Origin of the sequence: Phenylobacterium sp., assembly GCF_044371015.1 — a bacterium.
Classification (GTDB): domain Bacteria; phylum Pseudomonadota; class Alphaproteobacteria; order Caulobacterales; family Caulobacteraceae; genus Phenylobacterium.
In genome coordinates this window covers 1-16580 of sequence record NZ_JBILUK010000003.1, presented here as the reverse complement: position 1 = coordinate 16580, position 16580 = coordinate 1, and the positions used below count along the sequence as shown (strand labels likewise).

Annotated in this window: 17 protein-coding genes; 4 read left to right on the top strand and 13 right to left on the bottom strand. The window is 69.1% G+C overall.

What is annotated here, in order from left to right:
• The first annotated feature begins 13 nt into the window (after positions 1-13).
• On the top strand, positions 14-958 hold the full coding sequence (ftsY, locus tag ACIQ3R_RS00550) for a signal recognition particle-docking protein FtsY (RefSeq protein WP_397413856.1): 945 nt from the start codon (positions 14-16) through the stop codon (positions 956-958).
• Positions 955-1521, top strand: coding sequence for an inner membrane-spanning protein YciB (locus tag ACIQ3R_RS00545; protein ID WP_397413854.1), 567 nt, complete (start codon positions 955-957; stop codon positions 1519-1521). The genes ftsY and ACIQ3R_RS00545 overlap by 4 nt, the downstream gene beginning before the upstream one ends.
• A gap of 7 nt (positions 1522-1528) precedes the next feature.
• Here the strand turns inward: ACIQ3R_RS00545 and ACIQ3R_RS00540 are convergent, their stop codons facing one another.
• From ACIQ3R_RS00540 to ACIQ3R_RS00495, 10 genes are all read right to left on the bottom strand, one after another.
• Positions 1529-1795, bottom strand: coding sequence for a hypothetical protein (locus ACIQ3R_RS00540; protein ID WP_397413852.1), 267 nt, complete (start codon positions 1793-1795; stop codon positions 1529-1531).
• A 48-nt stretch (positions 1796-1843) separates the two neighbouring features.
• Positions 1844-1993: a heme exporter protein CcmD gene (gene ccmD / locus ACIQ3R_RS00535; protein WP_397413850.1), complete on the bottom strand. Its 150-nt coding sequence runs from the start codon at positions 1991-1993 to the stop codon at positions 1844-1846.
• Positions 1994-1995: 2 nt separating this feature from the next.
• Positions 1996-2724 carry a heme ABC transporter permease CcmC gene (ccmC, locus tag ACIQ3R_RS00530; protein ID WP_397413848.1) on the bottom strand — a complete coding sequence of 243 codons (729 nt, stop codon included), beginning with the start codon at positions 2722-2724 and terminating at the stop codon, positions 1996-1998.
• A gap of 51 nt (positions 2725-2775) precedes the next feature.
• Positions 2776-3396: a Spy/CpxP family protein refolding chaperone gene (locus tag ACIQ3R_RS00525; protein ID WP_397413846.1), complete on the bottom strand. Its 621-nt coding sequence runs from the start codon at positions 3394-3396 to the stop codon at positions 2776-2778.
• An 81-nt stretch (positions 3397-3477) separates the two neighbouring features.
• Positions 3478-4248: a M48 family metallopeptidase gene (locus ACIQ3R_RS00520; protein ID WP_397413844.1), complete on the bottom strand. Its 771-nt coding sequence runs from the start codon at positions 4246-4248 to the stop codon at positions 3478-3480.
• Positions 4248-5546 carry an ATP-dependent protease ATPase subunit HslU gene (gene hslU, locus ACIQ3R_RS00515; RefSeq protein WP_397413841.1) on the bottom strand — a complete coding sequence of 433 codons (1299 nt, stop codon included), beginning with the start codon at positions 5544-5546 and terminating at the stop codon, positions 4248-4250. Before hslU ends, ACIQ3R_RS00520 begins: the two co-directional genes overlap by 1 nt.
• A 40-nt stretch (positions 5547-5586) precedes the next feature.
• Positions 5587-5877 carry a YciI family protein gene (locus tag ACIQ3R_RS00510; RefSeq protein WP_397413839.1) on the bottom strand — a complete coding sequence of 97 codons (291 nt, stop codon included), beginning with the start codon at positions 5875-5877 and terminating at the stop codon, positions 5587-5589.
• On the bottom strand, positions 5856-6311 hold the full coding sequence (locus tag ACIQ3R_RS00505) for an iron-sulfur cluster assembly scaffold protein (RefSeq protein WP_397413907.1): 456 nt from the start codon (positions 6309-6311) through the stop codon (positions 5856-5858). Before ACIQ3R_RS00505 ends, ACIQ3R_RS00510 begins: the two co-directional genes overlap by 22 nt.
• A 59-nt stretch (positions 6312-6370) precedes the next feature.
• Positions 6371-7603, bottom strand: coding sequence for a cytochrome P450 (locus ACIQ3R_RS00500; protein ID WP_397413836.1), 1233 nt, complete (start codon positions 7601-7603; stop codon positions 6371-6373).
• Positions 7604-7703: 100 nt separating this feature from the next.
• Positions 7704-9938 carry an arylsulfatase gene (locus tag ACIQ3R_RS00495; protein ID WP_397413834.1) on the bottom strand — a complete coding sequence of 745 codons (2235 nt, stop codon included), beginning with the start codon at positions 9936-9938 and terminating at the stop codon, positions 7704-7706.
• 134 nt (positions 9939-10072) lie between these two features.
• On the opposite strand from ACIQ3R_RS00495, the gene ACIQ3R_RS00490 reads away from it, so the two are divergent.
• Positions 10073-11332 (top strand): cytochrome P450, encoded by a 1260-nt coding sequence (locus ACIQ3R_RS00490; RefSeq protein WP_397413831.1) that lies wholly within the window; start codon positions 10073-10075, stop codon positions 11330-11332.
• Here ACIQ3R_RS00490 and ACIQ3R_RS00485 read toward each other — a convergent pair.
• Complete coding sequence (locus ACIQ3R_RS00485; RefSeq protein WP_397413829.1) at positions 11322-11936, bottom strand: carbonic anhydrase; 615 nt, start codon at positions 11934-11936, stop codon at positions 11322-11324. The two genes, ACIQ3R_RS00490 and ACIQ3R_RS00485, sit on opposite strands and share 11 nt — an antisense overlap.
• 121 nt (positions 11937-12057) lie before the next feature.
• On the bottom strand, positions 12058-12741 hold the full coding sequence (locus ACIQ3R_RS00480; RefSeq protein WP_397413827.1) for a fumarylacetoacetate hydrolase family protein: 684 nt from the start codon (positions 12739-12741) through the stop codon (positions 12058-12060).
• Positions 12742-12846: 105 nt separating this feature from the next.
• On the opposite strand from ACIQ3R_RS00480, the gene ACIQ3R_RS00475 reads away from it, so the two are divergent.
• On the top strand, positions 12847-14115 hold the full coding sequence (locus tag ACIQ3R_RS00475; protein ID WP_397413825.1) for an MFS transporter: 1269 nt from the start codon (positions 12847-12849) through the stop codon (positions 14113-14115).
• Between the two features lie 3 nt (positions 14116-14118).
• Here ACIQ3R_RS00475 and clpB read toward each other — a convergent pair.
• On the bottom strand, positions 14119-16580 hold a 2462-nt coding region (gene clpB, locus ACIQ3R_RS00470; protein WP_397413821.1), incomplete at its 5' end, for an ATP-dependent chaperone ClpB.

The following is a 16580-nucleotide window of genomic DNA, read 5'->3' as shown; positions in this document are numbered from 1 at the left end:
AGAACCCGGCTCCATGTCGGAACCCAAACGCGGCTGGTTCGCGCGCCTCACCGAGGGGCTCTCCAAATCCTCCAAACAGATGGGCGATCAGATCGCCCAGGTGTTCACGGCGAAGGCGCCGCTGGACCAGGCGCGGCTGGACGAGCTGGAGGAGATGCTGATCGAAGCTGATCTCGGCCCGCACTCGGCGGCGCGCATTGTCGAGCGCTTCGCGGCCGAGAAATTCGGCAAGGACGTGGACGAGGCGGAGATCCGCGAGACGCTGGCGGGGGCGATCGGCGAAGAGCTGGCGGGTCGCCAGGGCGTGTTCGATCCGCTGGCCGGGCCAAAGCCCAACGTGGTGCTGTTCATCGGCGTCAACGGTTCGGGCAAGACCACCACGCTGGGCAAGATCGCCGCCGACCTGACCCGGCGCGGCGCCAAGGTGCTGGTGGTGGCGGGAGACACCTTCCGCGCGGCGGCGGTGGAGCAGTTGAAGATCTGGGCGGATCGCGCGGGCGCCGACTTCCTGGGCCGGCCGACGGGCTCGGATGCGGCGGGCCTGGTGTTCGACGCCGTGAAGGACGCGGCCGCCAAGGGCTATGACGTGGTGCTGGTCGACACCGCCGGGCGGTTGCAGAACAAGCAGGGGCTGATGGACGAGCTCCTGAAGATCATCCGCGTGCTGAAGAAGCTTGACCCCGGCGCGCCGCACGAGGTGCTGCTGGTGCTGGACGCCACGGTGGGGCGCAATGCGCTGGCCCAGGAAAACATCTTCGGCAACCAGATCGGCGTCACCGGCATCGTCATGACCAAGCTGGACGGTACGGCGCGCGGCGGCGTGCTTGTGCCGGTGGCCCAGGCGTCGGACAGTCCGATCAAGCTGGTCGGCGTCGGCGAGGGGATCGACGACCTGCAACCCTTTGACGCGCGCGCCTTCGCCCGCTCGCTCGTCGGCCTCGAGGAGTCCCACCGATGAGCGACAAGAAGAGCCCGCGCTGGGTGCGCCCGTTCGTGGACTATGCGCCGCTGGTCGCATTCCTCGCCGTCTATCTGATGACCCGCAGCCTGCAGCAGGCGACCTGGGGCCTGGTGGCCGGTTCGGCCGCCGCCCTGGCGGTGGCCTTCGCGGTAGAGAAGCGCATCGCGCCCCTGCCGCTGCTGGCGGGCGGCGCGGGCCTGCTGTTTGGCCTGGCCTCGCTGTTCTTCAACGACCCGCGCATCCTGAAAATCAAGCCGACGATCATGAACGGCCTGTTCGGCAGCCTCATGCTGATCGGCATCCTGGTGCGCAAGGACCCGCTGAAGCTGGTGCTGGGCGACGCGATCCGGCTGCCGGCCGAGGTCTGGCGGCGGCTGACGATCAACTACATGCTGTTCTTCTTCGCCCTGGCGGGTCTCAACGAGTTGGTCTGGCGCACGCAGTCGGACGATGTCTGGGTGGTGTTCCGCTTCCCCGGCCTGATGATCCTGACGGTGATCTTCACCCTGGCGCACACGCCGCTGTTCATGAAGGCGCAGGCGCCGGACGACCGGACCTAGGGCGTCTTCAGACCCGAATGTCGATGATCGAGCCCGGGCGAAGGATCTTGGCCGGGGGTTCGGCGCCGACGGCGACCCGAGGAGCCGGCGCCGCCGTGGGAGCCGCGGCCGCAGGGGCGGCGGCCGTCTCGGCGGCCGTCGCGGCGGTCTTGCCGGCAAGGGCGGCGAAGAAGGCGCGCTGGGCCGCCATCTTACCCGCGTCTGGCGTGACGGCGGGGTTGGGCGCCTGCGGGAAGGGGGTGGTCCGGATGGTGGTCACGAGCGCGCCGAACATGGTTAACGGAAACCCGTCCTAAGTGGGGTCCGTCCCCTCAACGCCGGGTTAATGATAGCCGGGATCGTTGCGCTTCACGTCCTCATAGCGGCGGCGCCAGTGACGGGCCTGGGCGAGGATCCAGGCGGTCATCACGCCGAACACCAGGGCGGTGATGGCGAAGGCCGGGACGATGAACTCGGCGTACTTTCCCAGCATGGTCAGGCCCGGGCCGCGCGCAGCGCCGCCGCCTCGGCCCGACGGCGCCAGACCTCAACGCGGATGGCGACCAGCCAGAGAGAGCCGAAGGCCGCCATGTAGGCCAGCGCCATGATCAGCAGCGGCCAGAGATAGACCGGCGCCAATGACGGACCCTCGGCGCGGAACACCGCCGCGCCCTGGTGCAGGGTGTTCCACCAGTCGACGCTGAACTTCACCACCGGCAGGTTGATGGCGCCCACCAGCGCCAGGATCGCACCGGCCCGGGCGGCGCGAGTCTCATCGTCCAGCGAGGCGCGGAGCGCGATGTAGGCCACATAGATCAGGAACATGACCAGGACCGAGGTCAGCCGCGCGTCCCAGACCCAGTAGGTTCCCCACATCGGCCGGCCCCAGAGCGCGCCGGTGACCAGGGCCATGAGCGTGAAGGCCGCGCCCAGCGGGGCCGCCGCGCGGGCGGCGGCGTCGGCCAGGGCATGGCGGAAGATCAGCGACAGGAAGCTCGCCACCGCCAGGCAGACATAGACGAACATCGACATCCAGGCGGCCGGCACATGGATGAAGAGAATCCGCACCGTCTGGCCCTGCTGGTAGTCGTCCGGCGCGGTGAAGCCGTAATAGAGGCCGATCGCCCCCAGCACGACCGCGATCCCGCCGAACAGCGGGGCCGCCCAGCGGGAGAACGCCATGAAGCGATCCGGATTGGACAGGAAGGCGGTCGCCCAGCTCATGCCAGGGGCATAAGGTCGGAGACGTCCGCCCGCAAGCTCAAGACCTCAGGATCACGACCTTGGCGGCGCCGGCCGCGGCGGCGACTCGGGCGGCGGGCCCATCCGATGGACAATCCGCATTGGCATTGGCCCGTGGTCCGGCCTTGCGAGCATCAGCATCGGCATGGCGTCGAACACCTTTTTCTGCCGGGCGTCGAGTTGATCATAGAAGGCGCGGGTAGCCGCGATGCGCTGGCGCATTTCGGCCTGGCGCTTGGCCATCTTGGCCTCCATTTCGGCCAGCCGTTCGGGCGTCGCCCGGGGCTCTTCCCGCCGGTCCACGCGCTTCATCTCGCCCCGCTCGCGAGGCGGCCCGGCCGACTCCACATAGGCCTTGAGCGCGCCCTCCTGTTCGGGACGAAGTTGCAGCAGCGTGCGGAGCTGTTCGGTCTTGTCGCGGCCCTGCATCATGATCATGCGGTGAGGTCCGCCAGCGCCCATCATCCGCGCGTCGGACGGGCCGCCGTCATGGCGATAGATTCGGACTTCCCGGCGCTCGGTGCGCGGCGTCTCAGACTTTGCGGCGTCGGCTTTCGGCTCGGGGGCCTTGGGCTCGGCCGCCAGGGCGACGCCGGATCCGGCATAGATCGAAAGTGCGGCCGCAGCGGCCCACATCGGCAGTCTGTTCATCATCTGGGTCTCTCCCGTTTTCCCGCTTGCGGCATCCAGCCGCCGGGTTGGGGCGGAAAAGGGGCGGCGCGGATTAAGGATTCTTCATGTGGGCGCGCCGCCGATCGCGGCCTCCAGCGCGGCCATGCGCCGTTCGTCGGCCGGGTGGGTCGAGATCACCTCCGGCGGCCTGGGGCGCCCCGCTGCGGCGGCGCTCATCCGCGCCCAGAAGCGGATCGCCCCGCGCGGATCGCGTCCGACCTCACGCATCAGGTCCACGCCGATCCGGTCGGCCTCAAGCTCGTGGTTGCGGGAATAGGGCAGCAGCACGCCATACACCGCACCCATGCCGAGCGCGCCGGCGATCTCGTCGGCGTACTGGCCCGCCTCGCCGGAGATCAGCAGCTGGACGATGGAGACGCCGGCGTTGACCGCCAGTTCCTGGCTGACCCGCTCCGCCGGGTGACGGGCGACGATGTGGCCCACCTCGTGGCCGAGCACCGAGGCCAGCTCATCGTCGTCACCGGCCAGCCGCATGAGGCCCGAGAAGACACCCACCCGGCCGTTGGGCAGGACGAAGGCGTTGAGCTCGGGGCTGTCCAGCACCGTGAACGACCAGTCGAGGTCGGTGCGGCCCGACGCTTCCACCAGCGGACGCCCGATGCGGGAAAGCCGGCCCTGGACGGTCGGGTCGGCGACGGGGCGGAACTTCGCGGCCATCTCGCGCCAGGAGGCGTCGGCCAGGCCCGCCAGTTGGGCGTCGTCGACCAGCACGAGCTGACGGCGACCGGTGGCCGCGTTCTCCGTGCAGGCGGCCGCCCCCAGGGCGGCCAGGCCCGCCAGAACGCCCCGCCGAGAGGCGCAGAGGCCGCACATCAGAGGATGAACTTCGAGAGGTCGGCGTTCCTGGAGAGCTCGCCGATCCGTTCGGTCACATAGGCCGCGTCGATCGTGACCGACTGGCCGGAGCGGTCGGCGGCGGTGAAGCTGATCTCCTCCATCACCTTCTCGAGCACGGTCTGGAGGCGCCGGGCGCCGATGTTCTCCACCGAGCCGTTCACCGCCACGGCCGCGTCGGCCAGGGCGTCGATGGCGTCCTCAGTGAAGCTGAGCGTCACGTTCTCGGTGGCCAGCAGCGCCTGATGCTGGCGGATCAGGTTGGCCTCGGGCTCGGTCAGGATGCGGCGCAGGTCCGAGCGGGTCAGCGGCTTCAGCTCCACCCGGATCGGCAGGCGGCCCTGGAGTTCCGGCAGAAGGTCCGACGGCTTGGCCACGTGGAACGCGCCGGAGGCGATGAACAGGATGTGGTCGGTCTTGACCGGGCCGTGCTTGGTCGAGACGGTGGTCCCCTCGATCAACGGCAACAGGTCGCGCTGAACGCCTTCGCGGGAAACGTCGGCGCCGGCGCGGTCCTGGCGGCTGGCGACCTTGTCGATCTCGTCCAGGAACACGATGCCCTGATTTTCGGCCAGGGACACGGCCTCCTGGGCCAGGGCGTCCTGGTCCACCAGCTTGTCGCTCTCCTCCGCGATCAGCGGCGCCCAGGCGCCCGCCACGGTGGTCTTGTGCGGTCGCGTGCGCCCGCCGAACGCCTTGCCGAGCATTTCGGAGAGATTGAGCATGCCCATGTTCGGCTGGCCCGGGATCTCCATCATCGGCATCGACGGCCCCGTCTCGGCCACCTGAAGTTCGATTTCCTTGTCGTCGAGTTCGCCGGCGCGCAGCTTCTTGCGGAAGCTTTCCCGCGCGGCCGTCGAGCCGGGACCGGTGAGGGCGTCGAGGATGCGCTCCTCGGCGGCGGCCTCGGCCTTGGCGCGGACGCCGACGCGACGCTTGTCCCGCACCATGGCGATGGCGCTTTCCACAAGGTCGCGGACGATCTGATCGACGTCGCGGCCGACATAGCCGACTTCGGTGAACTTGGTGGCCTCGACCTTGAGGAACGGCGCCTGGGCCAGCTTCGCCAGCCGCCGGGCGATCTCGGTCTTCCCCACGCCGGTGGGGCCGATCATCAGGATGTTCTTGGGCGTCACCTCGTCGCGCAGGTCCTCCGAAACGCGCCGGCGCCGCCAGCGGTTGCGCAGCGCCACGGCCACGGCGCGCTTGGCCTCGGCGTGGCCGACGATGAAGCGATCCAGCTCGGAAACGATCTCGCGGGGGGAAAACTCGGTCATGGGCGGGAGATAAGCCGTCGGCGGGCGCGTGGCGAGGGACCTACCCCCACGGCAGCTCCCGGATCTCCACCGTGCCGCCCGCCTCGAACACCGGATTGCCGGCCAGCAACTGCCTGGCTTCGGCGAGGTCCTTGGCGGTCACCCGAACGAAGCCGGAGATATGGGCGGTGGGCTCAGGCGCGTCGCCCGATTTCCTGACACACTCGCCGTCGCCGATGGCGCTGCCGCCCTGATAGACGCCCGCTTCGCGCAACCGCGTCAGGTAGGGATCCCAGTCGAGCCCGCCGTCGCCGGGTCCGTCGTCATGCATCAGGAGGATGAAGTGGGGCATCGGTTCTTGGCGTCCAGGGCGGCACGGCCCGCTTCCACCGCAGCCTCGAAGGCCAGCATGGCCGAAGCATGGCGCGCCGGATAATCCTTCACCAGCGCCAAAAGCGCCAGATCGGCGAATCGACCCTTCGGCGGGGGGCCGCCCGCCTTCAGCATGTCGCGGAACGCATCGCGCGCCGCCTCGATCTCATCAACCCGCGCGCCGACCGCGTGCGCGCCCAGCACCGAGGCCGCGGCCTGGCCGAGCGCGCAGGCCTTCACGTCCTGGGCGAAATCGGAAACCTGATCGCCATCGAGCACGAGGTCGACCACCACCCGGCTGCCGCACAGCCGCGCCACCTTCTCGGAGCTGGCGTCGGGCGTGGCGAGCCGGCCCAGCCTGGGCGTCTCAGCCGCCAGCCGCAGCACCTTGGCCGAGTAGAGCTCATCGATCATGCGCGATAGGTCGGCATCGGCGAGGGCGTTGTCAAACAATCCGGCCCGCTGTCCCGGATTCAGGGCCGCACCATCATCCGCTCCATGCCGCGGAAGAACGGCAGCTTCCGCCATTCCGGCGTCGCTTCGGGATCCGCGAGCTTGAGGTCCGGGAAGCGTTCGAACAGTCGGACCAGCGCCACCTGCGCCTCCAGTCGGGCCAGGGGCGCGCCGATGCAGATGTGCGCCCCGCCGCCGAACGCCAGATGCGGCCGGTGCTTGCGGCTGACATCGAACCGATGCGGGTCGTCATAAACCTCCGGGTCGCGGTTGGCCGCGCGGAGGATCACGCTGACCGCCTGTCCGGCGCGCATCGGGCAGCCGCCCATCTCCATTTCGTCCGAGGCGATGCGGCCGGTGATGTCGACGGGCGGGTCATAGCGCAGCACTTCTTCGACCACCGCATTGATGATGCCGGGGTCGGCCTTCAGCTTGGCCAGCTCGGCCGGATTCTGGATCAACAGCCGCACCGCATTGCCGATCAGGTCGGTCGTGGTGAGGTTCCCGCCGACCAGCAGGGCCTGCAGGTTGATGCGCAGCTCGTCGTCCGAAAGGTTGGCCCCGCCGGTCTGCAGGTTGACCATGTCGCTGATCAGGTCATCGCGCGGCGCCTGGCGGCGGTCGGCCATGGCCTGGGTGAAATAGGCGTTGAGCGCCAGGCTGCTGGTCTCCATCGCAGCGGTCTGTTCCGGCGTCCGGAACGGATTGAGTCCCTGGATGACCCCCTCGGACCAATCCCGAAAGTCCGTCAGCCTGTCGTGATCAACCCCCAGGATCGACGCGATGACGTCGATGGGGATCGGCACGCAGAACCGCGCCATCAGATCGAATTCCGCCTCGCCGGCCACGCTGTCGAGCGCCTCGGCGATGATCCGCTCGACCTCGGGCTTGAACTTCGCGACCCGGGCGTAGAGCGCCTGAGCCAGAGGCTGGCGGACCCGGGCGTGGTCGGGATCGTCCAGCATAAGGATGCTGGTGGTGCTGGTGCGGGGCAGCGAGGGGTCGGCGGCCTGAACGAACCGCCGCTGCATCACCGCGCCTTCTTCGGCGCGGATCGGATCGCGCCAGAGCTCGCGATTGTTCACCACGGCGCGGACGTCCGCATAGCGGGTGAGAACCAGACTGCCGGAGACCGGATCGCGATGGGCCGGGCAGCGGGCGCGCAGGTCGTCCAGCATGGCGTGCGGATCGACGCGGTAGGCCTCATTGAGCGGAGTCAGCTCGAAGATCGAGGGCAGAGGGCGTTCGGTCATGGCCGTTGTCCTTACAGGGCGATCCGCGCCGGCGCGCAGCCTCCGGGTCAACTTGGGGCGGTCCGCGGGCAAGGCAAGTGTTTGCTGTCGGATTGTGCGTCTACTGGCGCGCCATCTCGGCCTCGCCGACCGCTTCGTCGTCCAGAGTCTGGTCGTCATCCATGCTGACGGTGACCTTGCGCAGGTCGCCGGTGAAGGCGAAGGGCGCGGGGTAGTCCGCGACCGGGCTTCCGCGATCCAGGCCGATGTCGAGCCCGGACCAGGAGATCAGGGTCACGAATCCGGTGGTCGCCAGCCCCTCGCCCGCCGGCCGGCCGTCGATTGTCAGGGTGAAGGCGCGATTCAGGCCCTCCCCGGTGGCGCGCGAAACGACGCCAAGTCGGCGTGCGGCCGCGGGGACCGGCTGGTCCGAGCTCACCGTGGTCTTCTGCCCGCCGATGTTCAGCGTGTGATGCAGCCGGCCGCCCTTCAGATAGAGGGTGTAGCCGCTGGTGGCGTCGCCGTGCGCCAGCAGGACGCCCTCGTCTCCGCCCGTCAGGCGAACATCGGCCTCGATCCGATAGGTGCGGGCGCGCACATCCGGCGCCACGTCGGTCGGCAGGTGGCCCATGCCCTTGTGGAACACGAAGCGCCGCCGGGCGCCGTGAAACCGGGCCGAGTTCTCCGCGAAGCGGGGCCCGAACCGGTCGTCCAGCGGCAGCACCTTGTGCGTCTCCGCCGCCGCCCACCAGTCGGCGATCAGCCCCTTGAGCCTTTCAGGTTCGCGCTCGGCCAGGTCGACGGTCTCGGAAAAGTCCTGGTCGAGTTGGAACAGCTCCCACGTGTCCGTCTCGAACGCCGAGCCCGGGGGATGGAACGCCACAGCCTTCCAGCCGTCCTTCCAGAGGCCCCGATGGCCGAACATCTCGAAATACTGCGACCGGGCGCGCGGCGGCGCGGCCGGATCGGTCAGGCTGGCGGCGAAGCTCTCGCCCTCCAGCGGCATTAGCGCGACCCCCTGCACCGTCTCCGGCGGGCCGACCCCGATCACTTCCAGCAGGGTCGGGACGATGTCGCTGGCGTGCGCGAACCGGTCTCGCACCTCGCCGCGCGCCGCGATCCCCTTCGGCCATGAGACCACGAGCGGATCGCGGATGCCGCCGCCGTGAGTGTTCTGCTTGTAGCGGCGCAAGGGCGTGTTGGAGGCCATCGCCCAGCCCTGGGGGAAGTTCGAATGGGTGTCGGGCCCGCCGATGTCGTCGATGCGGGCGAGTTTCTCGGCCATCGGCTCGCCGCGGAAATTGAACGGCCCCATGGCGTTGACGAAGCCGAGCGGCCCGCCTTCCTGAGACGCGCCATTGTCGCTCATCACCAGGATCAAGGTGTCGTCGCGGACGCCGGCGGTTTCCAGGAAACGCACCAGCCGGCCGATGTGCTGATCGGCATGGTCCAGCATGGCGGCGAACGCGGCCTGCAGACGTGTGAACAGCTTCTGCTCATCTTCGGCGTAGCTGTCCCAGGGGCGGATCCCGTCATTGCGATCGGGCAGGCGGGTATCGGGCGGCACGACGCCCATAGCCTTCTGGCGGGCCAGGCGCTCCTCCCGCTCGACGTCCCAGCCGCGCGCGAACACCGGATCGTAGCTGCGGATCAGCTCGGCCGGCGCCTGGTGCGGCGCATGGCAGGCGCCGGGCGCCAGCCACATCAGCCACGGCGTCTCGGGCGCATCCGCCAGATGGTCGGCGATGTAGCGGATCGACTGGTCCACCAGATCGGCCGTCAGATGATAGCCGTCGGCGAAGGTTCCCGGCGGCGCGATGGGCGTATTGTCCCGCACCAGCTCGGGCGCATACTGGTCGGTCTCGGCGTCCATGAAGCCGTAGAAGCGGTCGAAACCGCGCCCCAGCGGCCAGCCGTCGAAGGGCCCTGATGGCCCGGTCTCGGTCAGCGGCGTGACGTGCCACTTGCCGGCCATGTAGCTGCGATAGCCGTGCGGCTTCAGCATCTCGGGCAGGGTGGCGGCCTCCCGCGTGATCTTGCCGCGATATCCCGGATAGCCGCTGTCGAAATTGGCCAGGCAGCCGACGCCGACGGAGTGGTGGTTTCGCCCGGTGAGCAACGCCGCCCGGGTGGTCGAACACATGGCCGTGGTGTGGAACCCCGAATAGCGCAGCCCTTCCGCCGCCAGCCGGTCGATGTTGGGGGTCCGGATGGGTGAGCCATAGCAGCCGAAGTCGGAGAACCCGACATCGTCGAACAGGATCACCAGGATGTTGGGCGCGCCCTTCGGCGCGCGCACCGGCTCCGGCCAGGAGGGCGTCGACTCCGCCACCGTGCGCCCGATCTTCGCCGCCATGGATGGCGTCCTCCTCTGTCGACTGCGGCCGGACACTGGCGGAAGCTCGCGGTCGGGCCAAGCACCGAACGCAGCCCGCCGTTGCAGCCGCATCGTATTGGCCTCATGCTCCGGCTCCAGGGAGGAACCGATCCATGGCCGACGGCGCGAGCACGATCCGGGACGAGGCGCGGGCGCGGGCCTGGTCGACGCCGCTGGAGGATTTCCATCCGGGGGATCCGGACCTGTTCCGGACCGACACCCACTGGCCCTATTTCGAGCGCCTGCGGAAGGAGGCGCCGGTCCACTGGTGCCGGGACAGCGAGTTCGGCGCCTATTGGTCTGTGACCCGCTACGACGACATCATGGCGGTGGACACCAACCACCAGACCTTTTCCTCGGAAGCGGCGCTGGGCGGCATCACGATCCGTGACGCGCGGGCCGACCTGAGGCGGCCCAGCTTCATCGCCATGGACCCGCCCAAGCACGACGTGCAGCGCAAGACGGTCAGCCCCATCGTGGCGCCGGCCAATCTGGCGCGGATGGAACCGATCATCCGCGAGCGGGCCGGCAGGATTCTGGACGAACTTCCGATCGGCGAGACCTTCGACTGGGTCGATCGGGTCTCGATCGAGCTCACCACCCAGATGCTGGCGACGCTGTTCGACTTCCCCTTCGAGGAGCGGCGCAAGCTGACCCATTGGTCGGATATCGCCACAACCCTGCCGGGGCCGGGCGGCCTGGTGGCCACTGAGGAAGAGCGTCAGGCCGAGCTGATGGAGTGCCTGGCCTATTTCACCGGGCTGTGGAACGAGCGGGTCAACCAGCCCCCGGCCGGCGACCTGATCTCGATGATGGCGCACGGCGAAGCCACGCGAAACATGACGCCCGACGAGTACCTCGGGAATGTCATCCTGCTGATCGTCGGAGGCAACGACACGACGCGGAACTCGATCTCGGGCGGCGTTCTGGCGCTCAATCAGAACCCGGCGGAGTACGAGAAGCTGCGCGCCGACCCGTCGATCATCCCCAACATGGTGCCCGAGATCATCCGCTGGCAGACGCCGCTGGCCCACATGCGCCGCACAGCGCTGGCCGACGTGGAACTGGGCGGGCAGACCATCAGGAAGGGCGACAAGGTCGTCATGTGGTACGTTTCGGGCAACCGGGACGAGGCCGCCATTCCCGATCCGGAGAGCTTCAGCATCGACCGCGAACGGCCGCGCCAGCATCTGTCGTTCGGCTTCGGCATCCACCGCTGCGTCGGCAACCGGCTGGCCGAACTGCAGCTCAAGATCGTCTGGGAAGAGATCCTCAAGCGGTTCCGCAATGTCGAAGTGGTCGGCGAGCCGCGCCGGGTGCGTTCCAGCTTCGTGAAGGGCTACGAGACCCTGCCGGTGCGCATCACCGCCTGACGGCGGGACCGCTCACCGTGACGCCAAGATCGGTCACGAGGCCCGTTCCGAGCGTGTAGACCCAGCCGTGGACGCTGAGCGGCTGGCCGCGCGCCCAGGCGTCGTGCACGAAGACATCCGCGGCGACGTTCTTCACTTGGCGAACGACGTTCAGCTCCACCAGCCGGTCCCAACGTGGACGACCTTCGGGGAGCGCATCGAGCTCATCGCGATGATCGTGCTCCACTTCACGGATTGGATGCAGCCAATGGTCGACCAGACCCCGGCGCTTGCCATCCACCGCCGCGGAGACACCGCCGCAACCATAGTGGCCGACCACCAGGATGTGCTTCACCTTCAGCACATCGACAGCGAACTGCAGCACAGAAAGATAGTTGGCGTCCTGCGGCGGCGCGAGATTGGCCACGTTGCGGTGGACGAAAAGCTCGCCTGGATCGAGGCCGACGATGTCGTTGGCCGGCACCCGGCTGTCGGAGCAGCCGATCCACAGATACTCCGGCGCCTGCTGGCCCTCGAGACGCTTGAAGAAGCTCGGGTCCTGCGCGACCTTCCCTGCCGCCCAGACGCGATTGCGGGCCTTCAGATCATTCAGCGTGTTGGGCATGCCGGGGCTAGAGCCTCACCCGTTCAGATGGAATCATCTGAACGGGGCGAAAAAGGCTCGAAATCACGAATCCAGGGCGTCTTTTCATCCGAAAACCGGTTCCCACGTTTCAGAAGACGCTCTAGCGCACCGTGAAGGCAAGCCGGCCGACGCCTTCGACCTCGCCCTCGACCCTGTCGCCGGGCTTCAGCGGACCGACGCCTTCGGGCGTCCCGGTGTAGATCAGGTCGCCGGGCGCCAGGGTCCAAAGCTTCGACGCCTCGGCGACGATCTCCGCCACGTTCCAGATCATGTCGGCGACCACGCCGTCCTGGCGGACGTCGCCGTTGACCGAGAGCGCGATGCGGCCCTGCGGCGGGGCGCCGCTCCAGGGTCGGATGGCGGAGATCGGCGCGGACTGGTCGAAGCCCTTCGAGGAATCCCACGGATAGCCCTTGTCCTTGGCCGCGTTCTGCAGATCGCGGCGGGTGAGATCCACGCCCACCGCATAGCCGTAGATCAGACCCAGGGCCTCGGCCACGGCCAGGTTGCGCCCGCCGGCGCCCAGCGCCACCACCAGTTCGATCTCGTGGTGCAGATTGGCTGTCGCCTGGGGATAGGCCGGATCGTCGCCGGGCGGGACCACAGCGTCGGCCGGTTTGGCGAAGAAGAAGGGCGGATCTCGGTCATCCTCGCCCGCGCCCATCTCGCGCCGGTGGGCCCAGTAGTTGCGCCCGACGCAGAGGATGCGGCGGACAGGGAATGTCCCTCCACCCTCCACAGGCACAACGGGAACGGGCGGCGCGGCGATCACATGGTCGGTCATGGGCCCCGGGTTTAGGCCCATGCGGCGGGCGGGGAAAGTCTCCGCAGGGTGACCCGCGCCCGGCTTTGCGCTAGCCGTCAGGGCTCCGGGGAGGAACCGCACGCCATGACCACAGTCACAAACGCATCGACGCGGCGGGTCCTGACCGCCAGCCTGGTGGGCACGGCGGTGGAGTTCTACGACTTCTACATCTACGCCACGGCGGCGGCGCTGGTGTTCCCGACGCTGTTCTTCCCCAACTCATCGCCCTCGGCGCAGCTCCTCCAGAGCTACGCCACCTTCGCGGTGGCCTTCTTCGCCCGGCCGGTGGGGGCGGCGGTGTTCGGCCACTTCGGCGACCGGATCGGGCGCAAGTCGACTCTGGTCGCCTCGCTGATGACCATGGGCGTCTCGACCCTGCTGATCGCCTTCCTGCCCACCTACGCCATGGCCGGCTGGCTGGCGCCCGCGCTGCTGTGCCTGCTCAGGTTCGGACAGGGCTTCGGACTGGGCGGCGAGTGGGGCGGGGCGGCGCTGCTGGCGGTGGAGAACGCGCCGCCCGGCTGGCGGGCGCGGTTCGGCATGGTGCCCCAACTCGGCGCGCCCATCGGCTTTATCTTTGCCAACGGACTGTTCCTGATCCTGGGCCTGATGCTGCCGACCGAGGCGTTCGAGACGTGGGGCTGGCGGCTGCCGTTCCTGGCCAGCGCGATCCTGGTGGGTCTGGGGCTCTGGGTGAGGCTGAAGATCGGCGAGACGCCGGCCTTTGAGAAGGCGCTCAGCGAGGCGCCGCCGTCACACGTGCCGATGGCCGAGGCGATCATCAGGCATCCCGGCGCGCTCATCGGCGGAACCTTCGCCGTGGTGGCCTGTTTCGCGATCTTCTACCTCTCGACGGCCTTCGCGCTGGGCTACGGCACGACCCAGATGGGCTATTCCCGCGAAGCGTTCCTGGCGGTGCAGCTGGGGGCGATCCTGTTCCTGGCGGCCGGGATCCTTGTGGCGGGCTGGTGGTCCGACAAGACCAGCCCGCGCCGCGTGCTGGCCGCCGGCTGCGTCGCCACCGTCGTCGTCGGCGCGGTCATGGGCGCGATGATGGGGGCCGGATCGCTGCTGCTGATCTGGGTCTGGCTGTCGCTGGCGCTGTTCGCCATGGGCTTCGTCTATGGTCCGCTCGGCGCCTATCTGCCGGACCTGTTTCCGGCGCGGGTGCGCTACACCGGCGCGTCTCTGGCCTTCAATCTGGGCGGCATCCTGGGCGGCGGACTGGCGCCGATCGCCGCCCAGGCGCTCGCCGTCCAGGGCGGACTGACCCCGGTCGGCGGTTACCTGGCGGCGGCGGCGGTGATCAGCCTGGTCGGACTGGCGTTGAACCGGCGCCAGACCGCCGCCTGAGCCTCAATGCACGCGGGCGCGGCCGATCACGAGTCCGCCCTCGCCCGCCTGAACATCGATCACCGCGCCGTCGGCCAGGTCTCCCGACAACAGCTTGCGGGCGATCGGGTCGATCAGCTCCTTCTGGATCACCCGCTTCAGCGGCCGGGCGCCGTAGACCGGATCATAGCCCCGCTCGCCCAGCCAGGCCTTGGCGTCGGCATCGAGCGAGAGGGTCATGCGCCGGTCGGCCAGCAGGCGCTCGACGCGCTGGAGCTGGATGGCGACGATGCCGTCCATCTCGCCGCGGCCCAGCCGCTTGAAGAGGATGATCTCGTCGATCCGGTTCAGGAACTCCGGCCGGAAGTGACTGCGCACCACCTCCATCACCGCCGGGCGCGCCCTGTCGACATCCTCGCCGTCGCCCAGCTCCGCCAGGGCCTGGGAACCCAGGTTCGAGGTCATGATGATCAGTGCGTTGCGGAAGTCGACCGTACGGCCCTGGCCGTCGGTCAGGCGGCCGTCGTCCAGCACCTGCAACAGCACGTTGAACACATCGGGGTGGGCCTTCTCCACCTCGTCGAACAGCACGACCTGATAGGGCCGCCGCCGCACCGCCTCGGTCAGGGCGCCGCCCTCGTCGTAGCCGACATAGCCGGGAGGCGCCCCGATCATGCGGCTGACCGAGTGCTTCTCCATGTACTCGCTCATGTCGAGCCGGGTGATGGCGCTCTCGTCGTCGAACAGGAACTCGGCCAGCGCCTTGGTCAGCTCGGTCTTGCCCACGCCCGTCGGACCCAGGAACAGGAAGGAGCCGATCGGCCGGTTGGGGTCCTTCAGGCCCGCCCGCGCCCGGCGCACGGCGTCTGACACCGCCAGCAGGGCCTCCTCCTGGCCGACCACCCGCTTGCGCAGGCCGTCTTCCATGGCCAGCAGCTTGTCGCGCTCGCCTTCCAGCATCTTCTCCACCGGCACGCCGGTCCAGCGGGAGACCACTGCGGCGATCTGTTCGGCGTCGACCACCTCGGGCGTCATGGCGCCGCCCGCGCCCTCCGCCGCCTCGGCTTCGGCGAGCCGCTTCTCGAGCTCCGGGATCTGGCCATAGGCGATCTCGGAGGCCCGCTGCAGGTCGCCCTGCCGCTGGGCGGCGGAAAGCTCGGCCCGCAGCCGGTCCAGCGTCTCGCGCGCCTGGGCGCCGGACGAGACCTTGGCCTTTTCCGCGCGCCAGCGGGCGGTCATCTCAGCCGACCGGCCCTCCAGGTCATCCAGTTCCTCTTCCAGCTTTTCCAGCCGGGCCTTGGAGGCGGCGTCGGTCTCTTTCGCCAGAGCCTCGCGCTCGATCTTGAGCTGCACGGCGCGCCGGTCGATCTCGTCCAGCGCCTCGGGCTTGCTGTCCACGGCCATGCGCACCCGGCTGCCGGCCTCGTCCATCAGGTCGATGGCCTTGTCGGGCAGGAAGCGGTCGGTGATGTAGCGGTTCGAGAGCGTCGCCGCCGCCACGATGGCCGCGTCGGATATGCGCACCCCGTGGTGCACTTCGTACTTCTCCTTGAGCCCCCGCAGGATAGAGACGGTGTCCTCGACGCTGGGCTCATCCACCATCACCGGCTGGAAGCGGCGGGCCAGCGCCGCGTCCTTCTCCACGTGCTTGCGGTACTCATCGAGCGTGGTGGCGCCGACGCAGTGCAGCTCGCCGCGCGCCAGGGCCGGCTTCAACAGGTTGGAGGCGTCCATCGCCCCGTCGCTCTTCCCGGCGCCGACCAGGGTGTGCATCTCGTCGATGAACAGGATGATCGAGCCCTCGGCGGCGGTGACCTCGTTCAGCACGGCCTTCAGCCGCTCCTCGAACTCGCCGCGATACTTCGCCCCGGCGATCAGGGCGCCCATGTCGAGCGCCAGCAGCTTGCGGTCCTTCAGGCTCTCGGGCACGTCGCCCTCGACGATCCGCTGGGCCAGGCCCTCGACCACGGCGGTCTTGCCGACGCCGGGCTCGCCGATCAGCACGGGATTGTTCTTGGTCCGGCGGCTCAGCACCTGGATCGTGCGGCGGATTTCCTCGTCGCGGCCGATCACCGGGTCGAGCTTGCCGTCGCGGGCCGCCTCGGTCAGGTCGCGGGCATAGCGCTTGAGCGCGTCATAGCCCTCCTCGGCCGAGGCCGAATCCGCCGTCTTGCCCTTGCGCATGGCCTGGGTCGCGGCGTCGAGCGCGGCGGTCTCCACGCCCGCCGACTTCAGCGCGGCGGCGGCCTCGCCGCCCTCCTTGGCCAGGGCGATCAGCAGCCGCTCGGTGGTCACGAAGGCGTCGCCCGAGGCCTTGGCGCCCGCCTCGGCGTCGGCGAACACGCGCGCCGTCTCAGGTTTCATGTAGAGCTGGCCGGAGCCGCCCTCGACGCGCGGAACCCGCGACAGAGCCGCCTCCACGGCGGCGTCGGCCGCATCGGGCCGGCCCCCGGCGCTCTGGATCAGGGCGCGGGCCAGGCCGTCGC